At 65.2% G+C, this 21,610-nt stretch carries 20 protein-coding genes; 7 read left to right on the plus strand and 13 right to left on the minus strand.

Annotated elements, in window-relative coordinates; genetic code table 11:
• Nucleotides 1-114 precede the first annotated feature (114 nt).
• Both G8767_RS06980 and G8767_RS06985 read left to right on the plus strand, forming a co-directional pair.
• Entirely contained in the window at nt 115-789 is a 675-nt protein-coding gene (locus G8767_RS06980; RefSeq protein ID WP_166809691.1) for a hypothetical protein, read from the plus strand.
• Nucleotides 786-2,186, plus strand: coding sequence for an alpha/beta-hydrolase family protein (locus G8767_RS06985; RefSeq protein ID WP_166809692.1), 1,401 nt, complete (start codon nt 786-788; stop codon nt 2,184-2,186). The genes G8767_RS06980 and G8767_RS06985 overlap by 4 nt, the downstream gene beginning before the upstream one ends.
• 57 nt (nt 2,187-2,243) lie before the next feature.
• On the opposite strand, the gene gatA is transcribed toward G8767_RS06985, so the two are convergent.
• Nucleotides 2,244-3,722, minus strand: coding sequence for an Asp-tRNA(Asn)/Glu-tRNA(Gln) amidotransferase subunit GatA (gene gatA, locus G8767_RS06990; RefSeq protein ID WP_166809693.1), 1,479 nt, complete (start codon nt 3,720-3,722; stop codon nt 2,244-2,246).
• The gene (gene gatC, locus G8767_RS06995) at nt 3,719-4,018 is read right to left on the minus strand and encodes an Asp-tRNA(Asn)/Glu-tRNA(Gln) amidotransferase subunit GatC (RefSeq protein ID WP_003944747.1); all 300 of its coding nucleotides are present in this window, start codon (nt 4,016-4,018) and stop codon (nt 3,719-3,721) included. Before gatC ends, gatA begins: the two co-directional genes overlap by 4 nt.
• A 280-nt stretch (nt 4,019-4,298) precedes the next feature.
• Between gatC and G8767_RS07000 the strand changes: the two genes are divergently transcribed.
• Entirely contained in the window at nt 4,299-4,949 is a 651-nt protein-coding gene (locus tag G8767_RS07000; protein ID WP_003944719.1) for an amino acid-binding protein, read from the plus strand.
• Nucleotides 4,950-4,962: 13 nt separating this feature from the next.
• Here the strand turns inward: G8767_RS07000 and G8767_RS07005 are convergent, their stop codons facing one another.
• From G8767_RS07005 to G8767_RS07045, 9 genes are all read right to left on the minus strand, one after another.
• Complete coding sequence (locus tag G8767_RS07005; RefSeq protein WP_095969194.1) at nt 4,963-5,451, minus strand: GNAT family N-acetyltransferase; 489 nt, start codon at nt 5,449-5,451, stop codon at nt 4,963-4,965.
• A 47-nt stretch (nt 5,452-5,498) separates the two neighbouring features.
• On the minus strand, nt 5,499-7,601 hold the full coding sequence (ligA, locus tag G8767_RS07010; protein WP_166809694.1) for an NAD-dependent DNA ligase LigA: 2,103 nt from the start codon (nt 7,599-7,601) through the stop codon (nt 5,499-5,501).
• 48 nt (nt 7,602-7,649) lie between these two features.
• Complete coding sequence (locus tag G8767_RS07015; protein ID WP_166809695.1) at nt 7,650-8,672, minus strand: methionine synthase; 1,023 nt, start codon at nt 8,670-8,672, stop codon at nt 7,650-7,652.
• Nucleotides 8,669-9,781 carry a tRNA 2-thiouridine(34) synthase MnmA gene (gene mnmA / locus G8767_RS07020; protein ID WP_166809696.1) on the minus strand — a complete coding sequence of 371 codons (1,113 nt, stop codon included), beginning with the start codon at nt 9,779-9,781 and terminating at the stop codon, nt 8,669-8,671. Before mnmA ends, G8767_RS07015 begins: the two co-directional genes overlap by 4 nt.
• Complete coding sequence (locus G8767_RS07025) at nt 9,781-11,010, minus strand: cysteine desulfurase family protein (RefSeq protein WP_095969190.1); 1,230 nt, start codon at nt 11,008-11,010, stop codon at nt 9,781-9,783. The genes mnmA and G8767_RS07025 overlap by 1 nt, the downstream gene beginning before the upstream one ends.
• Before the next feature lie 52 nt (nt 11,011-11,062).
• Nucleotides 11,063-11,962 carry a lysophospholipid acyltransferase family protein gene (locus G8767_RS07030; RefSeq protein WP_166809697.1) on the minus strand — a complete coding sequence of 300 codons (900 nt, stop codon included), beginning with the start codon at nt 11,960-11,962 and terminating at the stop codon, nt 11,063-11,065.
• On the minus strand, nt 11,962-12,798 hold the full coding sequence (locus tag G8767_RS07035; protein WP_095969188.1) for a GNAT family N-acyltransferase: 837 nt from the start codon (nt 12,796-12,798) through the stop codon (nt 11,962-11,964). The genes G8767_RS07030 and G8767_RS07035 overlap by 1 nt, the downstream gene beginning before the upstream one ends.
• A gap of 135 nt (nt 12,799-12,933) precedes the next feature.
• Entirely contained in the window at nt 12,934-13,890 is a 957-nt protein-coding gene (locus G8767_RS07040) for an electron transfer flavoprotein subunit alpha/FixB family protein (protein WP_003944698.1), read from the minus strand.
• Between the two features lie 48 nt (nt 13,891-13,938).
• A complete protein-coding gene (locus tag G8767_RS07045) occupies nt 13,939-14,739 on the minus strand; it encodes an electron transfer flavoprotein subunit beta/FixA family protein (RefSeq protein WP_003944754.1) in 801 nt (266 codons plus the stop codon).
• A 271-nt stretch (nt 14,740-15,010) separates the two neighbouring features.
• Between G8767_RS07045 and G8767_RS07050 the strand changes: the two genes are divergently transcribed.
• From G8767_RS07050 to G8767_RS07060, 3 genes are read left to right on the plus strand one after another with little or no spacing between them, the layout of a single operon-like run.
• Nucleotides 15,011-15,850: a class I SAM-dependent methyltransferase gene (locus tag G8767_RS07050; protein WP_166809698.1), complete on the plus strand. Its 840-nt coding sequence runs from the start codon at nt 15,011-15,013 to the stop codon at nt 15,848-15,850.
• Between the two features lie 29 nt (nt 15,851-15,879).
• The gene (locus tag G8767_RS07055; protein WP_095969298.1) at nt 15,880-17,415 is read left to right on the plus strand and encodes a glycoside hydrolase family 57 protein; all 1,536 of its coding nucleotides are present in this window, start codon (nt 15,880-15,882) and stop codon (nt 17,413-17,415) included.
• Nucleotides 17,412-18,656 carry a glycosyltransferase family 4 protein gene (locus G8767_RS07060; protein WP_020907242.1) on the plus strand — a complete coding sequence of 415 codons (1,245 nt, stop codon included), beginning with the start codon at nt 17,412-17,414 and terminating at the stop codon, nt 18,654-18,656. The genes G8767_RS07055 and G8767_RS07060 overlap by 4 nt, the downstream gene beginning before the upstream one ends.
• Before the next feature lie 10 nt (nt 18,657-18,666).
• Here G8767_RS07060 and G8767_RS07065 read toward each other — a convergent pair whose 3' ends face one another.
• Both G8767_RS07065 and G8767_RS07070 read right to left on the minus strand, forming a co-directional pair.
• Entirely contained in the window at nt 18,667-19,302 is a 636-nt protein-coding gene (locus G8767_RS07065; RefSeq protein WP_166809699.1) for a maleylpyruvate isomerase family mycothiol-dependent enzyme, read from the minus strand.
• 97 nt (nt 19,303-19,399) lie between these two features.
• Entirely contained in the window at nt 19,400-20,164 is a 765-nt protein-coding gene (locus tag G8767_RS07070; RefSeq protein ID WP_166809700.1) for an acyltransferase, read from the minus strand.
• Between the two features lie 137 nt (nt 20,165-20,301).
• Here G8767_RS07070 and G8767_RS07075 point away from each other — a divergent pair, with 137 nt between their 5' ends.
• Nucleotides 20,302-21,609: a PQQ-binding-like beta-propeller repeat protein gene (locus G8767_RS07075; protein ID WP_166809701.1), complete on the plus strand. Its 1,308-nt coding sequence runs from the start codon at nt 20,302-20,304 to the stop codon at nt 21,607-21,609.
• Nucleotide 21,610 lies beyond the last annotated feature (1 nt).

Raw genomic sequence — 21,610 nt, forward strand, 5'->3', positions numbered from 1 at the left:
GATCCCCCTACCTCCGAGGTATCACAGGGGAGGGAATTCTCACCCGATCGCGCGCCGGAGAACCCCTCCACAGAGCGATGACCGCCAGGATTGTCCGTTCATAGCGTGAACGGCATGCGGATCACCCGAGTGAAAGACCTCTCTCGAAGCGGCGGTACCTGGGCTGCCTTGGCCTTGGCTGCAACGGCAGCGATTACCGTCACCGCCGGAGCGAGCGGCGCCGAGTCGCCGCGCACCGAGAATTCGAACGCATCCAGGGCCATCGCCACCGTGACTACCGCGAATGCCTCTGACGCTGCGACCACCATCCCGGCAGATTTCGCCGCATTTGCCGGCTACACCCCCACTGTGGTCGACGGATACCTCGCCAATTCCCACGGCGACTGCTCGTCCCCGGTCCCACTGCCCGACGAATTCGACTCGGCCTGCAAAGCACACGATCTCGGGTACGACCTACTCCGCTACGCGCATTCACACGGAACGGAACTGGGGCCGTGGGCCCGGCAGGTCCTCGACGGTCAGCTCGACGAGCGAATGCATGCGGCCTGTGAAGACCGGACGTCCTTTCTCTCACGTGGGTATTGCTTCGCGATGGCCGATGTAGCCGTCACGGCGGTGAACGGAAACTCCTGGCGCCAAAGCTATCTGACACCGGTCACGGAATCTGGATTCGGTTACGGCACGGCCGGAGTTCTTGCTGTTTCCGCCCTCGGCTTCACCCTCATGCGGTCGCGGCGCCTCGCCCCGTCGAACGAGTTCTCCATCTCCCCGAAAGCGATTGCAGCATGAGCGTTCTGAATGCGTCACGGACCCCCGTACTAGCCCGAGTCGGGGCGCTGGCGGTCCCTCGAGTGTCCACGAGTGTCGCCGTGGCAGCGATGTCCGCCATCTCGCTGGCCCCAGGACTGCTGCCGAGATCAGCCGCACTCCAGGGTGTGTTCAGCGGACTGCTCGTCGCGGTCGGGCTGCTGACGGTGTGGGTGTTCTCCGCGATCGCCCGTCCGCTCGTGCCCGATCGCGTCAAGGCCGGATTCGACGAACGTCATTGGCGCATCTGCGCGTTCGGACTGTCGACGGCCGCCACCGCCGTAGCGATGTTCGCCGCCGCCGGTTGGCAGAGTTCGTTGCGAGCAGCGATGGGGGCACCGCCTGCCGGACTGCTCCACTGGGTGGAGGCGGGTTGCATTGCCGCGCTGACCGCACTTGGCCTCTGGGGCATCGGGGTCGGGATGTCGAAGGCGCTGCGGTGGATGGGTTTCGCGCGGAGTGTGGGCGCCCTGGTCATGGGAGTCCTCGGAGTGCAATTGGTCGTCGGCCCTGCCGTCTGGAACGGTCTCGCCGATTCGTTCGACAAGTCCAACTCGTACATCGACGCCGCTCTGACGCAGCCACTTTCGGCGTCCGGGTCGGGCGGCCCCGATTCTCTGATCTCGTGGACGTCGATGGGGGCGGAGGGACGCAAGTTCGTCGCTGCCGGCGAAGACTCGGTGCGCGTCTATGCCGGTCTGGATTCCGCACCCGACGCCACGTCACGTGCCGCTCTCGCGGTGAGCGAACTCGATCGCGTCGGCGGCTTTGCCCGCAACAGCGTCGTGGTGGCCGTTCCGACCGGCTCGGGGTGGATCGACACCCACGCCGTCGACGGTATCGAGCAACGGTTCGGCGGGGACGTCGCGATCGTCGGACAGCAATACTCCGACGCACCCAGCTGGGCGACATTCCTGTTCAGCCGCGACGACGCCGAAGAATCAGCCACCGCCCTGTTCACGGCTGTCGGCAGCCACATCGCCGCGATGCCCGCCGAGGATCGACCGGACCTGTTCCTCTACGGACAGAGCCTCGGCGCCGTCGGGGGCAGCGCCGCACTGACCGAGGCTTTGTCCGCGGGCAGTCCCATCGTCCCGTGCGACGTGTTGTGGGCCGGTCCCCCGGCCGGCGCGACACGAACGGACGGCGCAACCGTCCTCGCGAACACGTCCGACCCGGTGGTGTGGTGGTCGCCCGCCCTCGCGACGCAGAAGCCGGATCTGAGCCGAGCGGCCCAGGATGCACCGATTCCTCAGTGGATCCCGGGCGTCACGTTCGTGCAGACCACCGTCGACATGCTCGGTTCGCTCGGTGTCCCCGCCGGCCACGGCCATCGCTACGGAACCGATCAGGGAACAGCTTTGGGGACGTGCTCCTGAAACTGCTGTGCGCCTTTATTAACCGCGGGGGGTTAATAAAGGCGCACAGCAAACAGGTCAGACCGCAGTTGCAATCGGGCCGCGAGCAGCTTCGTAGGCGGCACCGACGCGGTAGAGGCGCTCGTCAGCCATGGCGGGCGCCATGATCTGCAAGCCCACCGGCAGGTTGTCGTCCGCCGACAGCCCCGAGGGCACCGACATCGCGCAGTGTCCGGCCAGGTTGGTCGGCAAAGTGCACAGGTCGGAGAGATACATGGCCAGCGGGTCGCCGACCTTCTCCCCCAACTTCCACGGCGTGAACGGGCTGGTCGGCGAGACCAGTACGTCTACCTTCTCGTAGGCCTTGTCGAAATCGCGCGCGATGAGCGTGCGGACCTTGAGCGCCGAACCGTAGTAGGCGTCGTAGTATCCCGAAGACAGTGCGTAGGTACCGATCATGATGCGGCGCTTGACCTCCGGACCGAAACCGGCGGCGCGGGTTGCCGCCATGACCTGGTCGGCACTCATGTTGCCTTCGTCGACGCGCAGTCCGTAGCGCATCGCGTCGAAGCGGGCCAGGTTGGACGAGACCTCACTGGGCAGCACCAGGTAGTACGACGCGAGTGCGTGCTCGAAGCTCGGGCACGAGACCTCGACAACCTCGGCACCGAGCGCCTCGAGCTGCTCGACGGCGGCGTCGAAGGAAGCGATGACGCCGGGCTGGTAGCTGTCGGAGTGAAGTTCCTTGACCACACCGACCTTGACGCCGCGCAGGTCGCCGGCTGCACCTTCACGTGCCGCAGCGACCACCGGACGCACGGGGGCGTCGATGGACGTGGAGTCACGCGGATCGTGCCCGGCGATGACCTCGTGCAGCAGAGCGGTGTCGAGCACGGTACGACCACAGGGGCCGCCCTGATCGAGCGAGGAGGCGCACGCGACGAGTCCGAAGCGTGAGACAGTCCCGTACGTCGGCTTGGTTCCGACCGTCGCGGTGACCGCAGCGGGCTGACGGATCGAACCGCCGGTGTCGGTGCCGATGGCCAGCGGGGCCTGACGGGACGCGAGCGCCGCTGCGCTACCGCCGCCCGAACCACCGGGGATGCGGGTGACGTCCCACGGGTTGCGCGTCGGGCCGAAGGCCGAGTTCTCGGTCGAAGAGCCCATCGCGAACTCGTCGAGGTTCGTCTTGCCGAGGATCGGGATGCCGGCCGCGCGCAGCTTCGAGGTCAGAGTCGCGTCGTACGGCGCGACCCAGCCTTCGAGAATCTTCGACGCACAGGTGGTCGGCATGTCCGTCGTGGTGAAGATGTCCTTCAACGCGATCGGAACACCGGCGAGTGCCGAAGCGGGTTCGTTTCCGCCTGCGAGCGAGTTGTCCACTGCTGCGGCGGCTTCGAGAGCCTGTTCGCCTGCAACGTGCAGGAACGCGTGGTACTCGGTGTCGACAGCAGCGATGCGGTCGAGATGCGCCTGCGTGACCTCTACCGAGGACACCTCACGCGAGTGGATCTTGCCGGCCAGCTCAGCGGCGTCCAGCGTGGTCAGATCGGTCATTCGCCCTCTCCAAGGATCTGCGGAACCGCAAAGCGATCCTGTTCGACTGCGGGTGCTCCGGACAATGCCTGCTCGGGGGTCAATCCGGGCACGATCACGTCGGGGCGCGTCACGTTGGTGACGGCATTGGGGTTCGCCATGGGCGGGACGTCGTCGGCCGCGACCTCGGTGACCACCTTGACGTGGTTGAGAATCGAATCCAACTGACCGGCGAACTCGTCGAGTTCGGCATCGGACAGGGCGAGTCTGGACAGCCGCGCGAGGTGCGCGACCTCGTCACGGGAGATGGCAGGCACCGCGGGGCCCCTTTCGGAAGAGGACGTGAACATTGCCGGTTCAGCCTAGTTGCTCGCCGCGACAGACCTGTAAGCACGCCTGCAGTACCGAACGACGAGCACTCTCACTGTGTCGATCGCCACGCCGGATTCCGGCGGTGTGTTTCGCTCGTGTGACAAGCATGTGCATCTGGCGTGACGCCGCCGCGGCGCCCACCATCGCAGGTTGAGCAAGTGCAAAGATGAGTCAGACCCGGGTCGACGTGATCCGGGCGAGAACCGATCAGCGAAAGGCACGCACGTGTCGTACCTGCTTCGCGTCCAACTGCCCGATCGACCCGGCAGCCTCGGCGCTCTCGCCGTAGCGCTCGGTTCGGTGGGCGCAGACATCCTCTCCCTCGACGTCGTGGAACGAGGCGACGGTTTTGCCATCGACGATCTCGTGGTCGACGTCGAACCGGGCGCGCTGCCCGACACCTTGATCACCGCTGCCGAGCACCTACCGGACGTGCTGGTCGATTCGATCCGCCCCTACGCCGGGATTCTCGACACTCACCGTGAGCTCGAACTCATCGATTCCGTTGCGACGGCCCGAAACGATCGACTACAGGTCCTCGTCGACGGCGCGCCGCGTGTACTGCGAGTCGGTTGGTGCGTCGTCGCGGACATCGGCAAGCACGGTGCGTACCGCGTCGTCGGTAGCGCCGGCGCGCCGGAAACCCATGCCACCGACATTCCGTGGATGCCACTGGACAAGCCCACCGCCCTCGACGGCGAGGCCGACTGGGTTCCGGACGTATGGCGCGACATGAACACCAGCCTCGCTGCCGCACCTCTCGGCTCCGGCAATCGAGTCCTCATGCTCGGTCGCCCTGGTGGGCCTGAATTCCGCCCTTCGGAGATAGCCCGCCTCGGCTATCTCGCGGGAATCGTGGCGACGGTCCTGGGTTGACCAGGCTGGGTAATCAGGCGAGACCGCGAACCATGACGGTCAGTTCCATACCGCGAATCGGCTCCCACGCCCGCTCGGGATCAGGGACGAAACCGTTGCGGTCGTAGATGCGACGCGCATCGACCATCTCGGGTTGCGTCGAGATGACCACCGAGTGATCGCCGCGATCGTAGGCCTCGGCGATCACGGCGCGAACCAGTGCCGTTCCGGCGCCCGATCCCCGAGCTTGCGGTGAGACCGCGAGCATGCGGAACTCGAGTTCGCCCTTCTGCGCAACATCCGCGAAGGGCGTGCCGGGTTCGGCGATCGTCAACGAGCCAACGACCTCGTCGCCGAGAACGGCAACCAGTACCCGTCCCTGCTCCACCCGAGTTGCGGTGTCGCGCAGGCGCTCCGCGTACGGGGATCCGTCGGCGACGAATCCGCCACCCACGTACGACTGCACAGTCAGTTCACCGACGGTCTCGAACTCAGCCGGTAGAACTTCACGAATCTCGATCATGGCGTCACTATCGCACCCTGCACGCCAATCTCAGAAATCGGACAAAGTCACTCTGATTCGTCCAATTCGGTGGGCGCGACCGCATCCGGGCCATCTTCGAGCAACCGCCGGAAGCCGTCTTCGTCGAGCACCGGCACACCCAATTCGACTGCTTTGTCGTGCTTGGAACCGGGCGCTTCACCCACGACGACAAACGCAGTCTTCTTCGACACCGAACCCGCGGCCTTGCCCCCGCGCACCAGAATCGCTTCCTTCGCCTGATCTCGCGAGTACGTCTCGAGCGAACCGGTGACGACGATCGAGAGGCCCTCGAGATTGCGCGGAATCGAGTCGTCTCGTTCGTCCTCCATGCGCACTCCCGCCGAAGCCCACTTGTCGACGATCTGCTGGTGCCAGTCGACGGAGAACCACTCCACAACAGCGGCGGCGATTGTGGATCCGACGCCGTCGACTGCAGCCAACTCGTCGACCGACGCTTCCCGAATGCGTTGCAGCGAGCCGAATTCGCCGGCCAACGCCCTCGCGGCAGTGGGGCCGACGTGCCGAATCGACAGTGCCACAAGCACTCTCCACAGCGGCTTGTCCTTGGCCGAATCCAGGTTGGCCAGCAAGCGTTTTCCGTTTGCGGACAGGGCTCCCGCATTGGTGCGGAAGATCGGAACCTCGATCAGTTTCTCGGCGTCGAGTGAGAAGAGATCACCCTCGTCACCGATGACCTTCGCCTCCAACAGCCCGGTCGCGGCCTCGTAACCGAGCACCTCGATGTCGAATGCACCGCGCCCCGAGACGTGGAACACGCGCTCGCGCAACTGCGCCGGGCAGTACTGCTGATTGGGGCACCGCACGTCGACGTCGCCCTCTTTCGCGGGTGCCAACAACGTGCCGCACTCGGGGCAGTGCGTCGGCATCACGAACTCGCGCTCAGTACCGTCGCGCACGTCTGCCACGGGACCGAGAACCTCGGGGATGACGTCACCGGCCTTACGCAACACCACGGTGTCGCCGATCAGCACACCCTTGCGCTTGACCTCGGATCCGTTGTGCAGCGTGGCCAAGGACACAGTGGATCCCGCCACTGTGACGGGTTCCATGTACGCGAACGGCGTCACACGACCCGTGCGACCGACGCTGACCCGGATGTCGAGGAGCTTGGTCGTTACCTCTTCCGGTGGGTACTTGTACGCGATCGCCCACCGTGGTGCGCGTGACGTGGTCCCCAGACGACGATGCAACGACATCTCGTCGACCTTGACCACCAGGCCGTCGATCTCGTGCTCGACGTCGTGGCGATGTTCTCCCCAGTACTTCATCTTCTCGACCACCGCGTCGGCGCCGACCACCCGCGAGGTGTGCGTGGACACCGGAAGACCCCACGCTGAGAGGGCCACGTAAGCGTCGTATTGCGACGCCGGCTCGAAACCTTCCATACGCCCGAGCCCGTGGCAGATCATGCCGAGACGACGACGCGCGGTGACAGCCGGATTCTTCTGACGCAGGGATCCCGCCGCGGAGTTGCGCGGATTGGCGAACGGCGCCTTGCCCTCCTCGACCAGGGAGGCGTTGAGTGCCGCGAAGTCCTCGAGGCGGAAGAACACCTCACCGCGTACCTCGAGCAGGCTCGGGATCGGGTACTCGTCCGTGGCGGTGAGCCGCTCCGGGATGTCGTTGATCGTCAGGGCGTTGAGTGTGACCAACTCGCCTGTGCGGCCGTCGCCGCGGGTTGCGGCGCGCACGAGTTTGCCGTTTTCGTAGACGAGGTTGAGCGCGACACCGTCGATTTTCACCTCACACAGATAGTGCAGTTCCGGACCGGTTTCCTGCTCTACCTTGGCGATCCACCCGCGGAGTTCGGACTCGTCGAAGACGTTGTCGAGACTGAGCATCCGCTCGAGGTGATCGACGGACGTGAAGTCCGTCGCGAATCCGCCTCCGACCAATTGCGTCGGCGAGTCGGGAGTCCGCAGATCCGGGTACCGCTCTTCGAGAGCATTGAGCTGCCCGAGCAATGTGTCGAATGCACCGTCCGAAATGACGGGCGCATCACGAACGTAGTAGCGGAACTGATGCTGGCGTACCTCTTCGGCCAGCTCCGTCCACTGCTCGCGCGCCTCGTTGGGCGCTGGCTGCATTGCATCCGCGGTTTCAGTCACAGCTAGGAGAATATCGGTTCACACCGACACACCCCATGACTCCACACATCAGAATGCCGACGGATCGTCCACCAATGCCTTACCGACGTCAGTGCACAGCCGAAGGGCGGCGCGACTCCACTCGAGGCTCGCACCCGCAAGACCACAGCTTGGGGTTACCGCGACCTGGGTCTGCAGGAGTTCGCGCGAGAAGCCGAGACGATCGATCAGGGTGACGGCGGGCATCGCGCACTCTTTCCACGTCACCGGCTTTTCCGGCGGGGCGGAAGGAACCAGACCGAGCGCCAATTCCTTGCCGGCGTCGAACAACTGGCCGATGCCGTCGAGATCACGAGAACCGACGAGCGACATGTCGAAGCTCACGCCGAACGCCTGGCTTCGCCTCAGTAGATCCCACGGCATGTCGGCAGCGCAGCTGTGAACGATTGTCGGCAGCCCGCAACCGCTGATCGTCGAGTCGAGCACCGCCAGCGCCTCGGGTTCCGGCAGAGCCGGAACGCTTTCCATCTTGGTACGCCCGGGCAGCGAACCGGCCAGCACTGCCGCGATCTGAGGCTCGTCCAACTGGATCACGACCTTGGCGCCGGTCCGGCGTGTGACCTCGGCCGCGTGTCGCGCGAGACCCTCACCCAGTGATTCGGCGATGTCACGCAGCGCCCCGCGGTCGACGAGAACTCGCGAACCGTTCACGACCTCGATCTCGGCGCCGAGTGTCAGCGGGCCGGCAGCTTGGAGCTTGACGACGTGGTCTCCGCCGACGAGGCGGGCCGATTCCCAGGCTTCCTCGAGTGCGTCGAGATCCTGGTTCAGGAAGTCCTCGGCGCGCTTCGCGACGTTGCCCCTCCGCGGCACGACGCGATAGGCACGCGTCGAGGCGTCGAGGTTGATGTCGACCAAAATGGCCCCCGCCCGGCCGACCATGTCAGCGCCGAGACCGCGACCCGGCAACTCCACCAGGTGTGGGAAACCGCCCAGTTCACCGAGGATGGTTGCGGCACTTTCGCGGGCGTCCGTGCCCGGCCAGGATCCGATTCCGGTGACGAGGCCACCGATGGAAACCTGCTGTGTCACAGTGCGTTCGGCTCGGATTCGGTGCCGGAGATGGTGCCACTGCCGAGAACCTGGTCGCCCAGTTCGCTGTCGGGGCGATACAACACGACGGCCTGTCCCTTCGCGACGCCGGTCAGTGGTTCGCGCAACGAAATCGCGATACCGCCGGTTGAAGTACCGTCATCGACGGCCTCCGCAACGGCCTGCGCCAATCCGCCGTGCGCACGAACCTGCACCATGCACTCGACGGGGCCTTGCGGCGCTTGGCCCGAAGTCCAGATCGCGCGCTGGGCCGAGATGGCCCAGACGTCGAGATTCTTGGCCGAACCGACCCGTACCGTTCCGGTTTCGGGCTCGATCGCAGTCACGTACCGCGGACGGCCGTCACCCGCGGGACCTTCGACGCCGAGCCCCTTGCGCTGTCCGATCGTGAAACCGTGTACGCCGTCGTGCGCAGCGAGGACCTCACCCGAATCGGCGTCGACGACGCTTCCGGGACGAACGCCGATCCGCGCACCCAGGAATGCTCGAGTATCGCCGGTCGGGATGAAGCAGATGTCATGGCTGTCAGGCTTGTTCGCCACAGCCAGGCCTCGTTCGGCGGCTTCCTCGCGGATCTGTTCCTTCGGTGTGTCACCGATCGGGAACATCGCCCGCGAAAGCTGATCAGCAGTCAGCACACCGAGGACGTACGACTGATCCTTGTCCGCATCAACCGCCCGGCGCAGGACGCCGTCTTCGAGGCGCGCGTAGTGACCCGTCGCCACGGCATCGAAACCGAGAGCGACCGCACGATCGGCCAGTGCGGTGAATTTGATCTTCTCGTTGCACCGCAGGCACGGATTGGGGGTCTCACCCGCTGCGTACGACGCCACGAAGTCGTCGATCACGTCTTCCTTGAAACGATCGGCGAAATCCCAGACGTAGAAGGGTATTCCGAGGACGTCGGCAGCGCGCCTGGCGTCGCCGGCATCTTCCTTCGAGCAGCAACCACGCGAACCCGTCCGCAATGCGCCCGGCGCCGTGGACAGCGCAAGATGAACACCGACGACGTCATGTCCGGCGGCAACGGCTCGGGCGGCGGCGACAGCGGAGTCGACGCCTCCGCTCATGGCTGCGAGTACTCGCATCAGCGATCCCCTCCACGCGAACCGGCGCCGGCAAGACCGGCGGCCCGAGCGCGCTCTACTACTTGTGGAAGCGCAGCGATCAGCGCGTCCACATCGGTGACACTCGACGTATGTCCGAGCGAAAATCTCAGGGAGCCACGCGCGACAGACGATTCGACGCCCATCGCGATCAATACGTGGCTGGCCCGGGCCACACCAGCGGTGCAGGCCGAACCGGTGGAACATTCGATACCGGCCGCGTCGAGGAGCATCAACAGCGAATCGCCCTCGCAACCGGGAAAGGTGAAGTGCGCGTTACCGGGAAGCCGATCGGATCCGGTCGGGCCGTTGAGTACCGACTCGGGAAGGATCTCCAGGACTCCGTCTATCAACCGATCGCGCAACTGTGCCAATTCCCTTGTGCTGGAATCGAAGTTCTCGACATTCGCGCGCAGCGCAGCAGCCATCCCGACAACACCCGCAGTATCCGGAGTGCCCGAACGCAGATCACGTTCGTGTCCGCCGCCGTGAAGGAGCGGCACACAGGGAACCTGGCGTCCGAGCAGCAGTGCGCCGACGCCGTGCGGACCACCGAACTTATGTGCCGCGATGCTCAGCGCGGACAACTTGCTCGCCGCGAAATCGACGGGCAATTGCGCAACGGCCTGGACCGCGTCGCTGTGCATCGGAATCTCGAACTCTGCCGCGACCTCTGCCAACTCCATGATCGGCATGATCGAGCCGACCTCGTTGTTGGCCCACATCACCGTCACGAGTGCCACCTCGTCGGCGTGGACGGACAGCTCGTCGCGCAACGTCTTCGGGTCGACGACACCGTTCTCGTCGACCGGCAACCACGTCACACGCGCGCCCTCGTGCTGCTCGAGCCACTCGACGGCGTCGAGCACCGCATGATGCTCGACGGAGCTGGCCAGAATTCGAGTGCGTCGCGGATCGGCGTCACGGCGAGCCCAGTAGATGCCCTTGACCGCGAGATTGTCGCTCTCGGTTCCTCCGGAGGTGAAGATGACCTCCGACGGCCGCGCACCCAGGCTCGCGGCGATCGACTCGCGCGATTCCTCGACGCGGCGCCGGGCCGCACGGCCGGAGCCGTGCAGCGAGGACGCGTTGCCCACGGTTTTGAAGGTATCGGTCATCGCCTCGATAGCGGCTGCCGACATCGGAGTCGTGGCGGCATGATCGAGGTACACCGGAAATCCGGCGTGGGCACTGTGTGCAGGCAGAGTCATGGCTTGACAAGGATAGCCCAGCACGAGAGTTCGCCCAGCCTCGCTCAGGAGGCTACGCGGTCATCGCCGGGGAGGGATCGATTTGTCCCACGGCTTGTGGCACGAGTTCCGGCGCGGGGTCGAAGATGTCGTGAGCTGCCAGATCGATGGTTTCGACGCCCCGTACGGCTCTCTCGCATCGCTGTGCGAGGTCGATTCGACACTCCCCTGCCTCCTCGAGTGGAGCCAGCCTGACCTTCACCTCGACGTTCTTCTGACGCAGGATCCGGCGGATGGACTGACCGATCGTTTCGGTGCCGACAAAGCACGGTCCGGTGCACAGGGAACCGTCGGCGTTCTCGTAGCGGATCGCCATGGGCTGAACCGGGCATTCGGCGTCGACGGCAGCTTGGAACATCGCCGGGCGAAAACCGCCGTACGCCCGGCCGCACCAGGTCGTTCCCTCGGGAAACACCATCACACGGACACCGCGCTGCAGGCGCTCGCGAACGACGTCGACGGTTCCGGGAAGTTCACGCAGTCGAGCGCGATCGATGGGGACGACGCGCATCCGGCGCGCGAGACCACCGAGCACTGCCCAGTCGAGCAAGTCGGCACGGGCGACGAAGTTGGCCGGGGCAACGGCACTCGCGACGAGGACGTCGGTCCACGACACGTGGCCGGCGACAACCATCACGCCCGCCGGTTCGGCGCGCCCCAACCGCTGATCGTCGACCGTGAGCTTCATCCCCAGGCAACGCAGCAGCGCCCGCGAGTATCCGCGCTGCATCTCCGTACGCCAAGCGCGCGGGAGCAGCCAACCGGCCGAAAGCACCGGCGCAGTCACCAGTGCGGCGCCGACCATGACCCCGCGGGCCATCACGGTGATACTCGACACACGGGGTGCGTCCGCGGGTAGGCACCCGTCGCCGCAGGGGCTCGTCGGCACCCAGTACGGCAACGTCGCGGTCATCAGCCGATCCCCGATTCGTGCGCGGCGGCCGCCGATCGCAGCCGTTCGAGGTAGCGCTTGTTGGCGGAGTGAAGGCCTTGCAGCGCAACAAAATCGGCCACACCGAACTCGGGATCGTGAGCAGGTTCCCCGCAGATCGTCGCGCCCATCCGCAAGTAGCCACGAAGCAACGGCGGCATCGTGACGCGTTCCGGTGCGGCAATCTCGTCGAGCGTCAGACCGCCGAGGACCACCGGGTTTCGTGGAGTCACCCGCCGTGACGCCGGACTGGCGTGTTTGTTCATCACGAAGTCACGGACGCCGCGGACATCGGCGCCGGCGATTGAATCGGGGCTCGGGAGGACGGGCACGGAGACGCAGCCCATCACCCACTCGTATCCGGTCAATTCGAGGTAGTGCAGGATGCCTGACCACATCAGGCTGAGGACGGATCCGGTGCGGTGAGCGGGATCGACGCACGCGCGACCCATTTCGACGATTCTGTTCGCCACCGGATCGAGCGCGGAGATGTCGAATTCCGTTGCGGTGTAATACCCACCCGCGGCCGCAGCGGAATCCGGCGGCAGCATTCGGTAGCAGCCGACGTACTCCTCGGTGATGTTGTCGCGAACGAGAAGATGATCACAGAATTCGTCGAAGGCGTCGGCGTCGAGCTCGAACACGCCGGCCGAGGCCGGGAGGGAGAAGCCTGGCTCGGAGGCGAACACTCGGTATCGAAGGCGCTGCGCTGCGACACGATGCTCGCGGTCGGAGGAGACGATCAGGGAATATCTCGGCTGGGCGACCTCACGGCCGAGATTGTCACTCGCGGAGCGAAGGACTGACGTAATTGTCATGCGCAAGGTTTATCGAGCGCGAACGGCATCTCGGTATCGACGAAGTGACATGCCGATGCAGGCCGGGTGAATAAAGCACTGTGCGCCTTTATCAACCGCGGGGGGTTGATAAAGGCGCACAGCAGTTTGTGCTTTTTAGCCCTTGTGGGACTTCACAGCTTCGGTGAGCTGCGGTGCGACGTTGAACAGGTCGCCCACGATGCCGAAGTCGGCGATCTCGAAGATGGGTGCCTCTTCGTCCTTGTTGACCGCGACGATGGTCTTGGACGTCTGCATGCCGGCACGGTGCTGGATGGCACCGGAAATGCCGAGCGCGATGTACAGCTGCGGCGAGACCGTCTTACCGGTCTGACCGACCTGGAACTGTCCGGGGTAGTAACCCGAGTCCACAGCGGCACGCGAAGCACCGACTGCAGCGCCGAGGGAATCGGCCAGCTCTTCGACGACGGAGAACTTGTCCGCGCTGCCGACGCCACGTCCACCGGAGACGACAACCGAGGCCTCGGTGAGCTCGGGGCGGTCGCCGCCGACGATGGGCTCACGCGAGGTGACCTTGACGGCACTCTCGTCCTGAGCCGGAACCTCGACGGTGATCTGCTCGCCTGCGCCGGCCTGCGGAGCAGCCTCGACTGCACCCGGGCGAACCGAGTAGACGGGAACGTCGCCGTTGGCCTTGGCCTCGACGGTGAACGCGCCACCGAAGATGGAGTGGACGCCGGTGCCGTCAGCCTTGATCTCGATGACGTCGGTCAGCAGTCCGGAGCCCAGACGTGCGGCCAGACGACCGGCAACCTCTTTGCCCTCGGTGCCGGCGGCGGTGATGACCGCTGCCGGGCTGGTGGACTCGACCAGAGCGGCGAGAACGTCGACCTTGGGGGTGACGAGGTAGCCGTCGATGTCGTCGGACTCGGCGACGTAGATCTTCTCGGCGCCGGCTGCTGCCAGAGCGTCGGCGAGCTTTGCTGCGGTGCCCGCGGGGCCGGCGACAACTGCCGACGGCTCACCGAGTGCGCGTGCAGCGGTGATGAGTTCGGTGCTGACCTTCTTCAGCGCACCCTCTGCGTGCTCTACGAGCACAAGTACTTCTGCCATGACTTAACTCTCCCTGAGTTCTTCTGCTGGATGTCTAGAAGGGCGCGGTCAGATGACCTTGTTGCTGACGAGGTAAGCGGCAATCTTGGTGCCACCGTCTCCCTCGTCGACGATGCGCTCACCAGCGGTACGGGGGGGCTTCGGGGTGGAGGACGTCACGGTGGTGCCGGCGTTCGCAACACCGACGGTCTCCGGATCGACTCCGAGGTCGGCCAGCGTGTAGACGAGAACTTCCTTCTTCTTCGCGGCCATGATGCCCTTGAAGGACGGGAAGCGCGGCTCGTTGATCTTCTCGGTGACCGAGACGATCGCGGGCAGCGAAGCCTCGAGGCCGAAGACGCCCTCGTCGGTCTCGCGCTCACCGGTGATCTTGCCGTCGGCGACGACGACCTTGCGCAGCTGCGTGAGCTGCGGGATGCCCAGGTACTCGGCGATGATGGCCGGAACAGCGCCGACGCGGCCGTCGGTGGCCTCGTTGCCGGCGATGATCAGGTCGGCAGGCTCGTCGTTCTCGAAGGTGATCTGTCCGAGAGCAGCAGCGAGCGTCCATGCGGTCTGGATCGCGTCGGAGCCGTGCAGTGCCGGGTCGTTGATGTGGACGGCCTTGTCGGCGCCCATCGACAGAGCCTTGCGGATAGCGTCGGTGGCGCGGTCGGGACCTGCGGACAGCACCGTTACCTCACCGCCCTGAGCTTCCTTGATGAGGAGTGCTTCTTCGACGGAGCGCTCGTTGATCTCGTCGAGGACTGCGTCGGCGGCTTCACGGTCAAGCGTGTAGTCGCCGTCGGTCAGCTTGCGCTCGGACCATGTGTCGGGGACCTGCTTGATCAAAACAACGATATTCGTCATGGGTCTTCGTCGACCTCCTGTGTGTAATTCACCTGATAAATCGTCTGTGGTGCTCGCGCAGTCCGAGCGTCCGAAAAGAGAGTCCGACAGGTCTCCCCACGGGCGGATTTCTCGGTTCACGTCGGCTGTGCGTTAGATTACCCCACGTTAAGTTACCGGTGGGTAACTTAACGTGGAACCTCGTCCACCATAACGGCACGAACAGGAATTGACAGCAGTGATCTGGACCACGGCGAACACGTTCTACTCGGATGGCACTAATCTCGCACGGGTGAGTGAAACGAGTGTCAGCAACCACGAGGACGCACCCCTGCCCTTGACGGGCGAACGAACCGTGCCAGGAATCCCCGAGGAGAACTACTGGTTCCGGCGCCACGAAGTGGTGTACCGCGCACTTCTGGAGCGCTGCACGGACCGCCGAGTTCTCGAGGCCGGCTCCGGAGAAGGCTACGGCGCCAACATGATTGCGGACGTCGCAACGAAGGTTACGGGCCTGGACTACGACATCTCCGCAGTCGAACACGTCCGTGCGCGCTACCCTCGCGTCGAGATGCTCCACGGCAATCTCGCCGAGCTTCCACTGGCCGACAACTCGGTTGACGTCGTCGTCAATTTCCAGGTGATCGAGCACCTGTGGGATCAGGGTCAGTTCCTGCGCGAGTGCTTCCGCGTTCTCGCTCCCGGCGGCGAACTTCTCATCAGTACCCCCAACCGGATCACCTTCTCCCCCGGCCGCGACACGCCGCTCAACCCCTTCCACACTCGTGAGCTCAACGCCGCCGAAATGACCGAATTGCTCGAAGACGCCGGATTCCGCGTTCAGTTGATGACCGGCGTCCACCACGGTTCGCGTCTGAAGGAACTCGACGCGAAGCACGGCGGATCGTTCATCAACGCGCAGATCGACCGCGCGTTGGCCGGCGAGCCCTGGCCGGAAGATCTCACCCGCGACGTCGAGGGCATCACCGTCGACGACTTCAGCATCAGCGAACCCGACATCGACGACAGCCTCGACCTTGTCGCCATCGCAGTGAAGGACACCGCAGTGAAGGACACCGCAGTGAAGGACACCGCTGTGAAGGACACCGCTGTGAAGGAAACCGGCGAGTGAGTAACGCAACACCCGTCACCGAACCGGGGATGTTCGCCCTGGTTCTGCACTCCCATCTGCCGTGGCTCGCCAACCACGGCAGATGGCCCGTCGGCGAGGAATGGATCTACCAGTCCTGGGCTGCGTCGTACATTCCGCTTGCCGCCGCGCTTCGACGCCTGGCCGACGAGGGCCGATCGCACCTGCTGACACTGGGAATCACGCCGGTGCTCGCGGCTCAGTTGGACGATCCCCACTGCCTCGCCGGGATGCATCACTGGCTCGGCAACTGGCAGATCCGTGCCCACGAAGCCGCCGGGATGCCGGACGCGGCGCACCGCGAACTCGGCGCGCGCGAACACCGGGCGTCAGCCGCCGCTCTGGAGGATTTCGAGACTCACTGGCAGCACGGCGCTTCCCCGGTGTTCCGGGACCTCATCGATCGCGAGGCCTTCGAGCTTCTCGGCGGGCCGCTGGCCCACCCGTTCCAACCCCTGCTCGATCCTCGCTTGCGGGCCTTCTCTCTCCGCGAGGGTCTCGCCGACGCGCATGCCCGGTGGAGCCACACTCCGACCGGGATCTGGGGACCCGAGTGCGGGTACACACCGGGTATGGAGCGCGGGTACGCCGAAGCAGGCGTCACCCACTTCATGGTCGACGGTCCCGCCTTGCGCGGCGACACGTCCCTCGGCCGCCCGGTTCGTGAATCCGACGTGGTTGCCTTCGGCCGCGACCTGCAGGTCAGCTACCGCGTCTGGTCCCCGAAATCCGGATACCCGGGTCACGCTGCTTACCGCGACTTCCACACCTACGACCACGAGACGGGCCTCAAGCCGTCGCGGGTCACCGGACGGACCGTCGACTCCGCCGACAAGTTGCCGTACGACCCCGAACTCGCTGCCGCCGCCGTCGACAAGCATGTTGCCGACTTCGTCGAAACCGTTCGGGCGCGTCTGCGCAGTGAGTCCGCCCGTATCGGCCGCGACGCCCTCGTGGTCGCGGCTTTCGACACGGAACTGTTCGGGCACTGGTGGCACGAAGGTCCGCAGTGGCTCGAAAAGCTCCTGCGCGCGCTCCCGGAGGCGGGAATTCGCGTCGGGACCCTCGCTGACGCCAAGGCATCGGGATACGTCGGCGAACCCGTTCAACTCGAGGATTCGTCCTGGGGATCGGGCAAGGACTGGCGCGTGTGGGCCGGCGATCAGGTGTCCGACCTCGTGCAACTGAACTCCGAAGTAGTCGAGACTGCCCTCACCACCGTGGACAAGTCTCGCGGACGCGACAACGCTCCCGGCCGCCCGGAACTGCGAAACCGCGTCAACGATCAGGTACTTCGCGAGACACTGATGACAGTTTCGAGCGATTGGGCATTCATGGTGAGCAAGGATTCGGCCGCGGGGTACGCCCGCGAACGCGCACACAAGCACGCCCACGCGACCAGGGAAATCTCCGAAGCGGTGGTTTCCGGCCGCGACACCGTCGCCGAGCGCCTTGCCGAAGGCTGGAATCGTGCCGACGGATTGTTCCCAGGTCTGGATGCACGCCGTCTGCCCGACACGGAACTGGCGAACGGGAGTGCGTCGTGAAGATTCTCATCGTCTCGTGGGAGTACCCACCGGTCGTCGTGGGCGGGCTCGGTCGCCACGTCCACCATCTCGCCACCGAGCTTGCGGCTGCAGGCCACGAGGTTGTGGTCCTCTCACGGCGACCGTCCGGCACCGATGCGTCCACGCACCCGACGGTCACGCACATCTCCGAAGGCGTCCTTGTCGTCGCGGTGGCCGAAGACCCCGCTCACTTCGTCTTCGGTGAGGACATGCTCGCGTGGACCCTCGCGATGGGTCACGCGATGGTCCGCGCCGGGATGGCGCTGCACAAGCCGGGAGTGGGCGAGGGCTGGCAGCCGGACGTCGTACACGCGCACGACTGGCTGGTCGCACATCCGGCTATCGCCCTTGCCGAATTCTATGACGTCCCACTGGTTTCCACACTCCATGCCACCGAGGCGGGTCGCCACAGCGGCTGGATCTCCGGACGCATCAACCGCCAGGTCCACTCCGTCGAGTGGTGGCTGGCAAACGAATCCGACTCTCTCATAACCTGTTCGGCGTCCATGCAGGAAGAAGTGACCGAGCTCTACGGCCCGACGCTTCCGCCGATCACCGTCATCCGCAACGGAATCGACGTGACCACGTGGAACTTTCGCGAACGTGGACCGCGGTCCGGACCGCCGAAACTCCTCTTCGTCGGCCGCCTGGAATACGAGAAGGGCGTGCAGGACGCCATCGCGGCTCTCCCCCGAATCCGTCGTAGCCACCCCGGCACGACCCTCGCGATCGCGGGCGAAGGCACCCAGTTCACGTGGCTCTACCAACAGGCGCGGACTCATCGCGTCGCGCGGGCAGTGGACTTTCTCGGCAACCTCGATCACACCGAACTGCTCAGCTGGCTGCACGGAGCGGACGCCATCGTCCTGCCGTCCCGCTACGAGCCCTTCGGGATCATCGCCCTCGAAGCGGCGGCAGCCGGCACTCCGCTGATCACGTCCACCGCAGGCGGACTGGGCGAAGCCGTCGTCGACGGGGTGACGGGGATGTCCTTCCAACCGGGCGACATCGCCGGGCTCACCTCGGCTGTCCGCGAGGTTCTCGACGATCCCGCCGGGGCGCAGGAACGGGCAGTGGCCGCCCGCGCACGCCTGACATCGGACTTCGACTGGCATCAGGTCGCCGAGGAGACTGCGCACGTCTACGCGGGCGCAAAGCGTCGGGTGCGGCAGCCGTTGGCTCGTCCGCAGATCCCCGAGCGTCCGCTACCCGGCCGCTGAAGCGCTGACCTCAGCGGATCGGGAGTGGCGCGGTGAAGCGAGAACTCGCGTCCCCGAGCAGATGGCCGGGTGGCATCATCCGGCCGCACAGCACCAGCAGCAGATCCTGCGCCGCTCCGTGGACCTCGGCGCCGGCACCGTACGTCCAGTCTCGGTCGTCGGCGCGCAACCGAGCGCCGTCGAGGTCCGTCCCGAAATACTTCACGGTTTTGGGCGAGAGTCCGCTGAGCACGCGAGTGAGCCGGTCTTCCGGCACCACGTAATCGTCGCCGAGTGCCACGCGAATGTCCTGACCGTGGATCACGTCGTGCGAGAGTGCACCCTCGAAGCCACCACCCGGCGGCTTCCACGGGTGTGCAACGTTGTCGCGAAGCGAGGCAAGCAATTGTTGCTCACCGACTTCCGACGCGTCGGCGAGCGCTCGCCGATTCGACATCTTGTTGAAGTTTCCGCGTGACTTGACCATTTCCACGACGAATCGCGGCGCCGAGTATCGGTAGGGCATGGTGATGTGCGCGATCACTTCGCGGACCCGCCACCCGTCGCACAGGGTCGGCGCGTTCCACTGCTCCGTGCTCAGGCCTTCGAGAAATCCCACCAGTTCGCGGCGCTGCGCCACGACCCATTCGGGTGTCTGTTCGCTCATGTCCGCACTCCTTTCACCGGCGCAGACTTTCGGCGCCGATACCGATACAGACCGGTGGCGGCGCCGAAAGTAATCGCTGGTTCTGTCAGAACGTGAGCTAAGGCGTCGACGACGCGTCGGCAGCGTCCGCAGCAGCCTTCTTGCGTGCGATGTCCTCGAGTGCCGCGATGTACTTCGCACGATCGGCAGCGCCGGCTTCCCAATCGGACTTACGGTTCTTGACCGCCTTTGCGGGCGAGCCGACGGCGATGCTGTAATCCGGGATGTCTCCCTTGACGACGGCGTGCGCACCGAGAACACAACCACGTCCGACGCGGGTGTTTCGCAGCACGGTGACTTTCGCTGCCACCCAGGTGTCCGGGCCGATACGGACGGGGCCCTTGACGATGCCTTGGTCCTTGATCGGTGTGTTGACGTCGTCCATGCGGTGGTCGAAGTCGCAGATGTAGCACCAGTCGGCTACGAGCGTCGACGCACCGATTTCGATGTCGAGATAGGTGTTGACGACGTTGTCCTTGCCGAAGACGACCTTGTCGCCGATGCGCAGCGAACCTTCGTGGCAACGGATCGCGTTGCCGTCGCCGATGTGTACCCAGCGCCCGATCTCGAGGCGGGACAGATCGGGGGTGGAATGGATTTCGACGTTCTTGCCGAGGAACACCATGCCGCGCAGGATCACGTGCGGGTTGGCCATCTTGAACTTGGCGAGACGGTAGTACCGCACCAGGTACCAGGGTGTGTACGCCTTGTTCGCCAGAACCCATTTGAGGGAATCGACGGTCAAGAACTTGGCCTGATCGCTGTCGTTGCGGCGTGATCCCCGCCATCGAGTGCGCAACGGTGCGCCCCACATGCTCGTCATGAGTGTTCAGCCTACGTGGGGCCGACTCACCGACCCTCGGGGTGTGCCCCGTCACGTTGCCCCGGTCGGGATAGTCTCTGCTCCGGGCTTGTGCAGTTACCGAAGGCTCTTGACGAAGTGAAGGCAGGGAGATTGTGATGCGGCGGGTCCTACGGTCGTCCGTGATGGTGTCGACGGCGATCGTTGCGGTCCTGATCGCCGGTTGCGGCAGCGACGACGGACGGGTGGACCGGTACGCGTCGGCGGGTTGGCCGGCCATGCACGCCGACGCCCGCAACAGCGACACGAGCCCGGTCACCGGTTCACGCGATGTCGAGTTCGCGTGGTCACGCCCCCTCGGCGGTCCGGTTGCCGCGTACGCGTCGGTGGCCGCGAACGGCCAGAGTTTCGTCACCGCCCGCACCGAGAACGGCTGCAATCTCTTTTCTTTCCAGATGGATTCGGGTCGCAAGAAGTGGTGCGCTCGACTCAACGACGGAGTAGTCGCCTCGACGCCCGTCGTCGACACGGCCACCAATGTCTACGTCGGCGAGAGCGGCGCGATGATGTCCTTCACCGAGACGGGTCAATTGCGTTGGCGCACGCTCGTTGTGGGCACTCCCCTCTCGTCGCAGTTCACCGGCGACGGAAACCTGTTGTTCATCACCCAGCTGGGTCAGATCAACGTGCTCAACCCGCAGACCGGCGCAAAAGTTCTTCCGTCGTTCGACCTGATCCCGCCGCCGTCGATCGACCAGGGCTCGAATGCAGAACTCATTCCCGACAACAAGGGTTTGAACGAGTGCTTCCTCGGTACCGCCGGCTGCCCGGTGGCCAATACGCCGGCAGTCGACCTGGGCACCGGCAAGTTCTACTTCACCTTCTACGGACCCAGTTCTCAGGCAGCCGATCTGGTCGCCATGAAGTACACGGGCGGTGACAATCCGTCCATCACCCGCGAGTGGTCCACCGACGCGCTTCCCGGTGGGACGGCGTCGAGCCCGGACCTGTCGAAGGACGGCAAGACCGTGTACGCCACCGACAACAACGGGTCGCTGTGGGCGGTGGACGCCGAAACCGGTGACACCAGATGGAGTTACGACATCGGCTTCAACTCGGCCGGTAGTGCCTCGACGTCCGACGACGGTTTGATCATCCCCGCCGGCGGCGACAAGGGTCACCTCCTTGCCGTGCGCGACGAGGGAGATCACGCCGAACTCGCCTGGGAACGCAAAGACCTTCTGCAATTGGGCGTTCCGGCGCAGACCGCCGGCAACACCGGCTACACCGTCGTCCGCGAGGGTGAGAACGGACTGAGCCTGATCACCTTCGACACCGAGACCGGTGAGACGGTGGATCAGGACACGCTGCCCGGAGCGGTCGGCTTCACCGTCGGCACCTCCATCGGTCCGAAGGGTGAAGTGTTGACGCCCAGCGCAATCGGTGAGCTGTTCGTCTTCAAGTGAG

The organism is Rhodococcus sp. IC4_135 (assembly GCF_011602025.1).
GTDB classification, from domain to species: Bacteria; Actinomycetota; Actinomycetes; order Mycobacteriales; family Mycobacteriaceae; genus Rhodococcus_F; species Rhodococcus_F baikonurensis.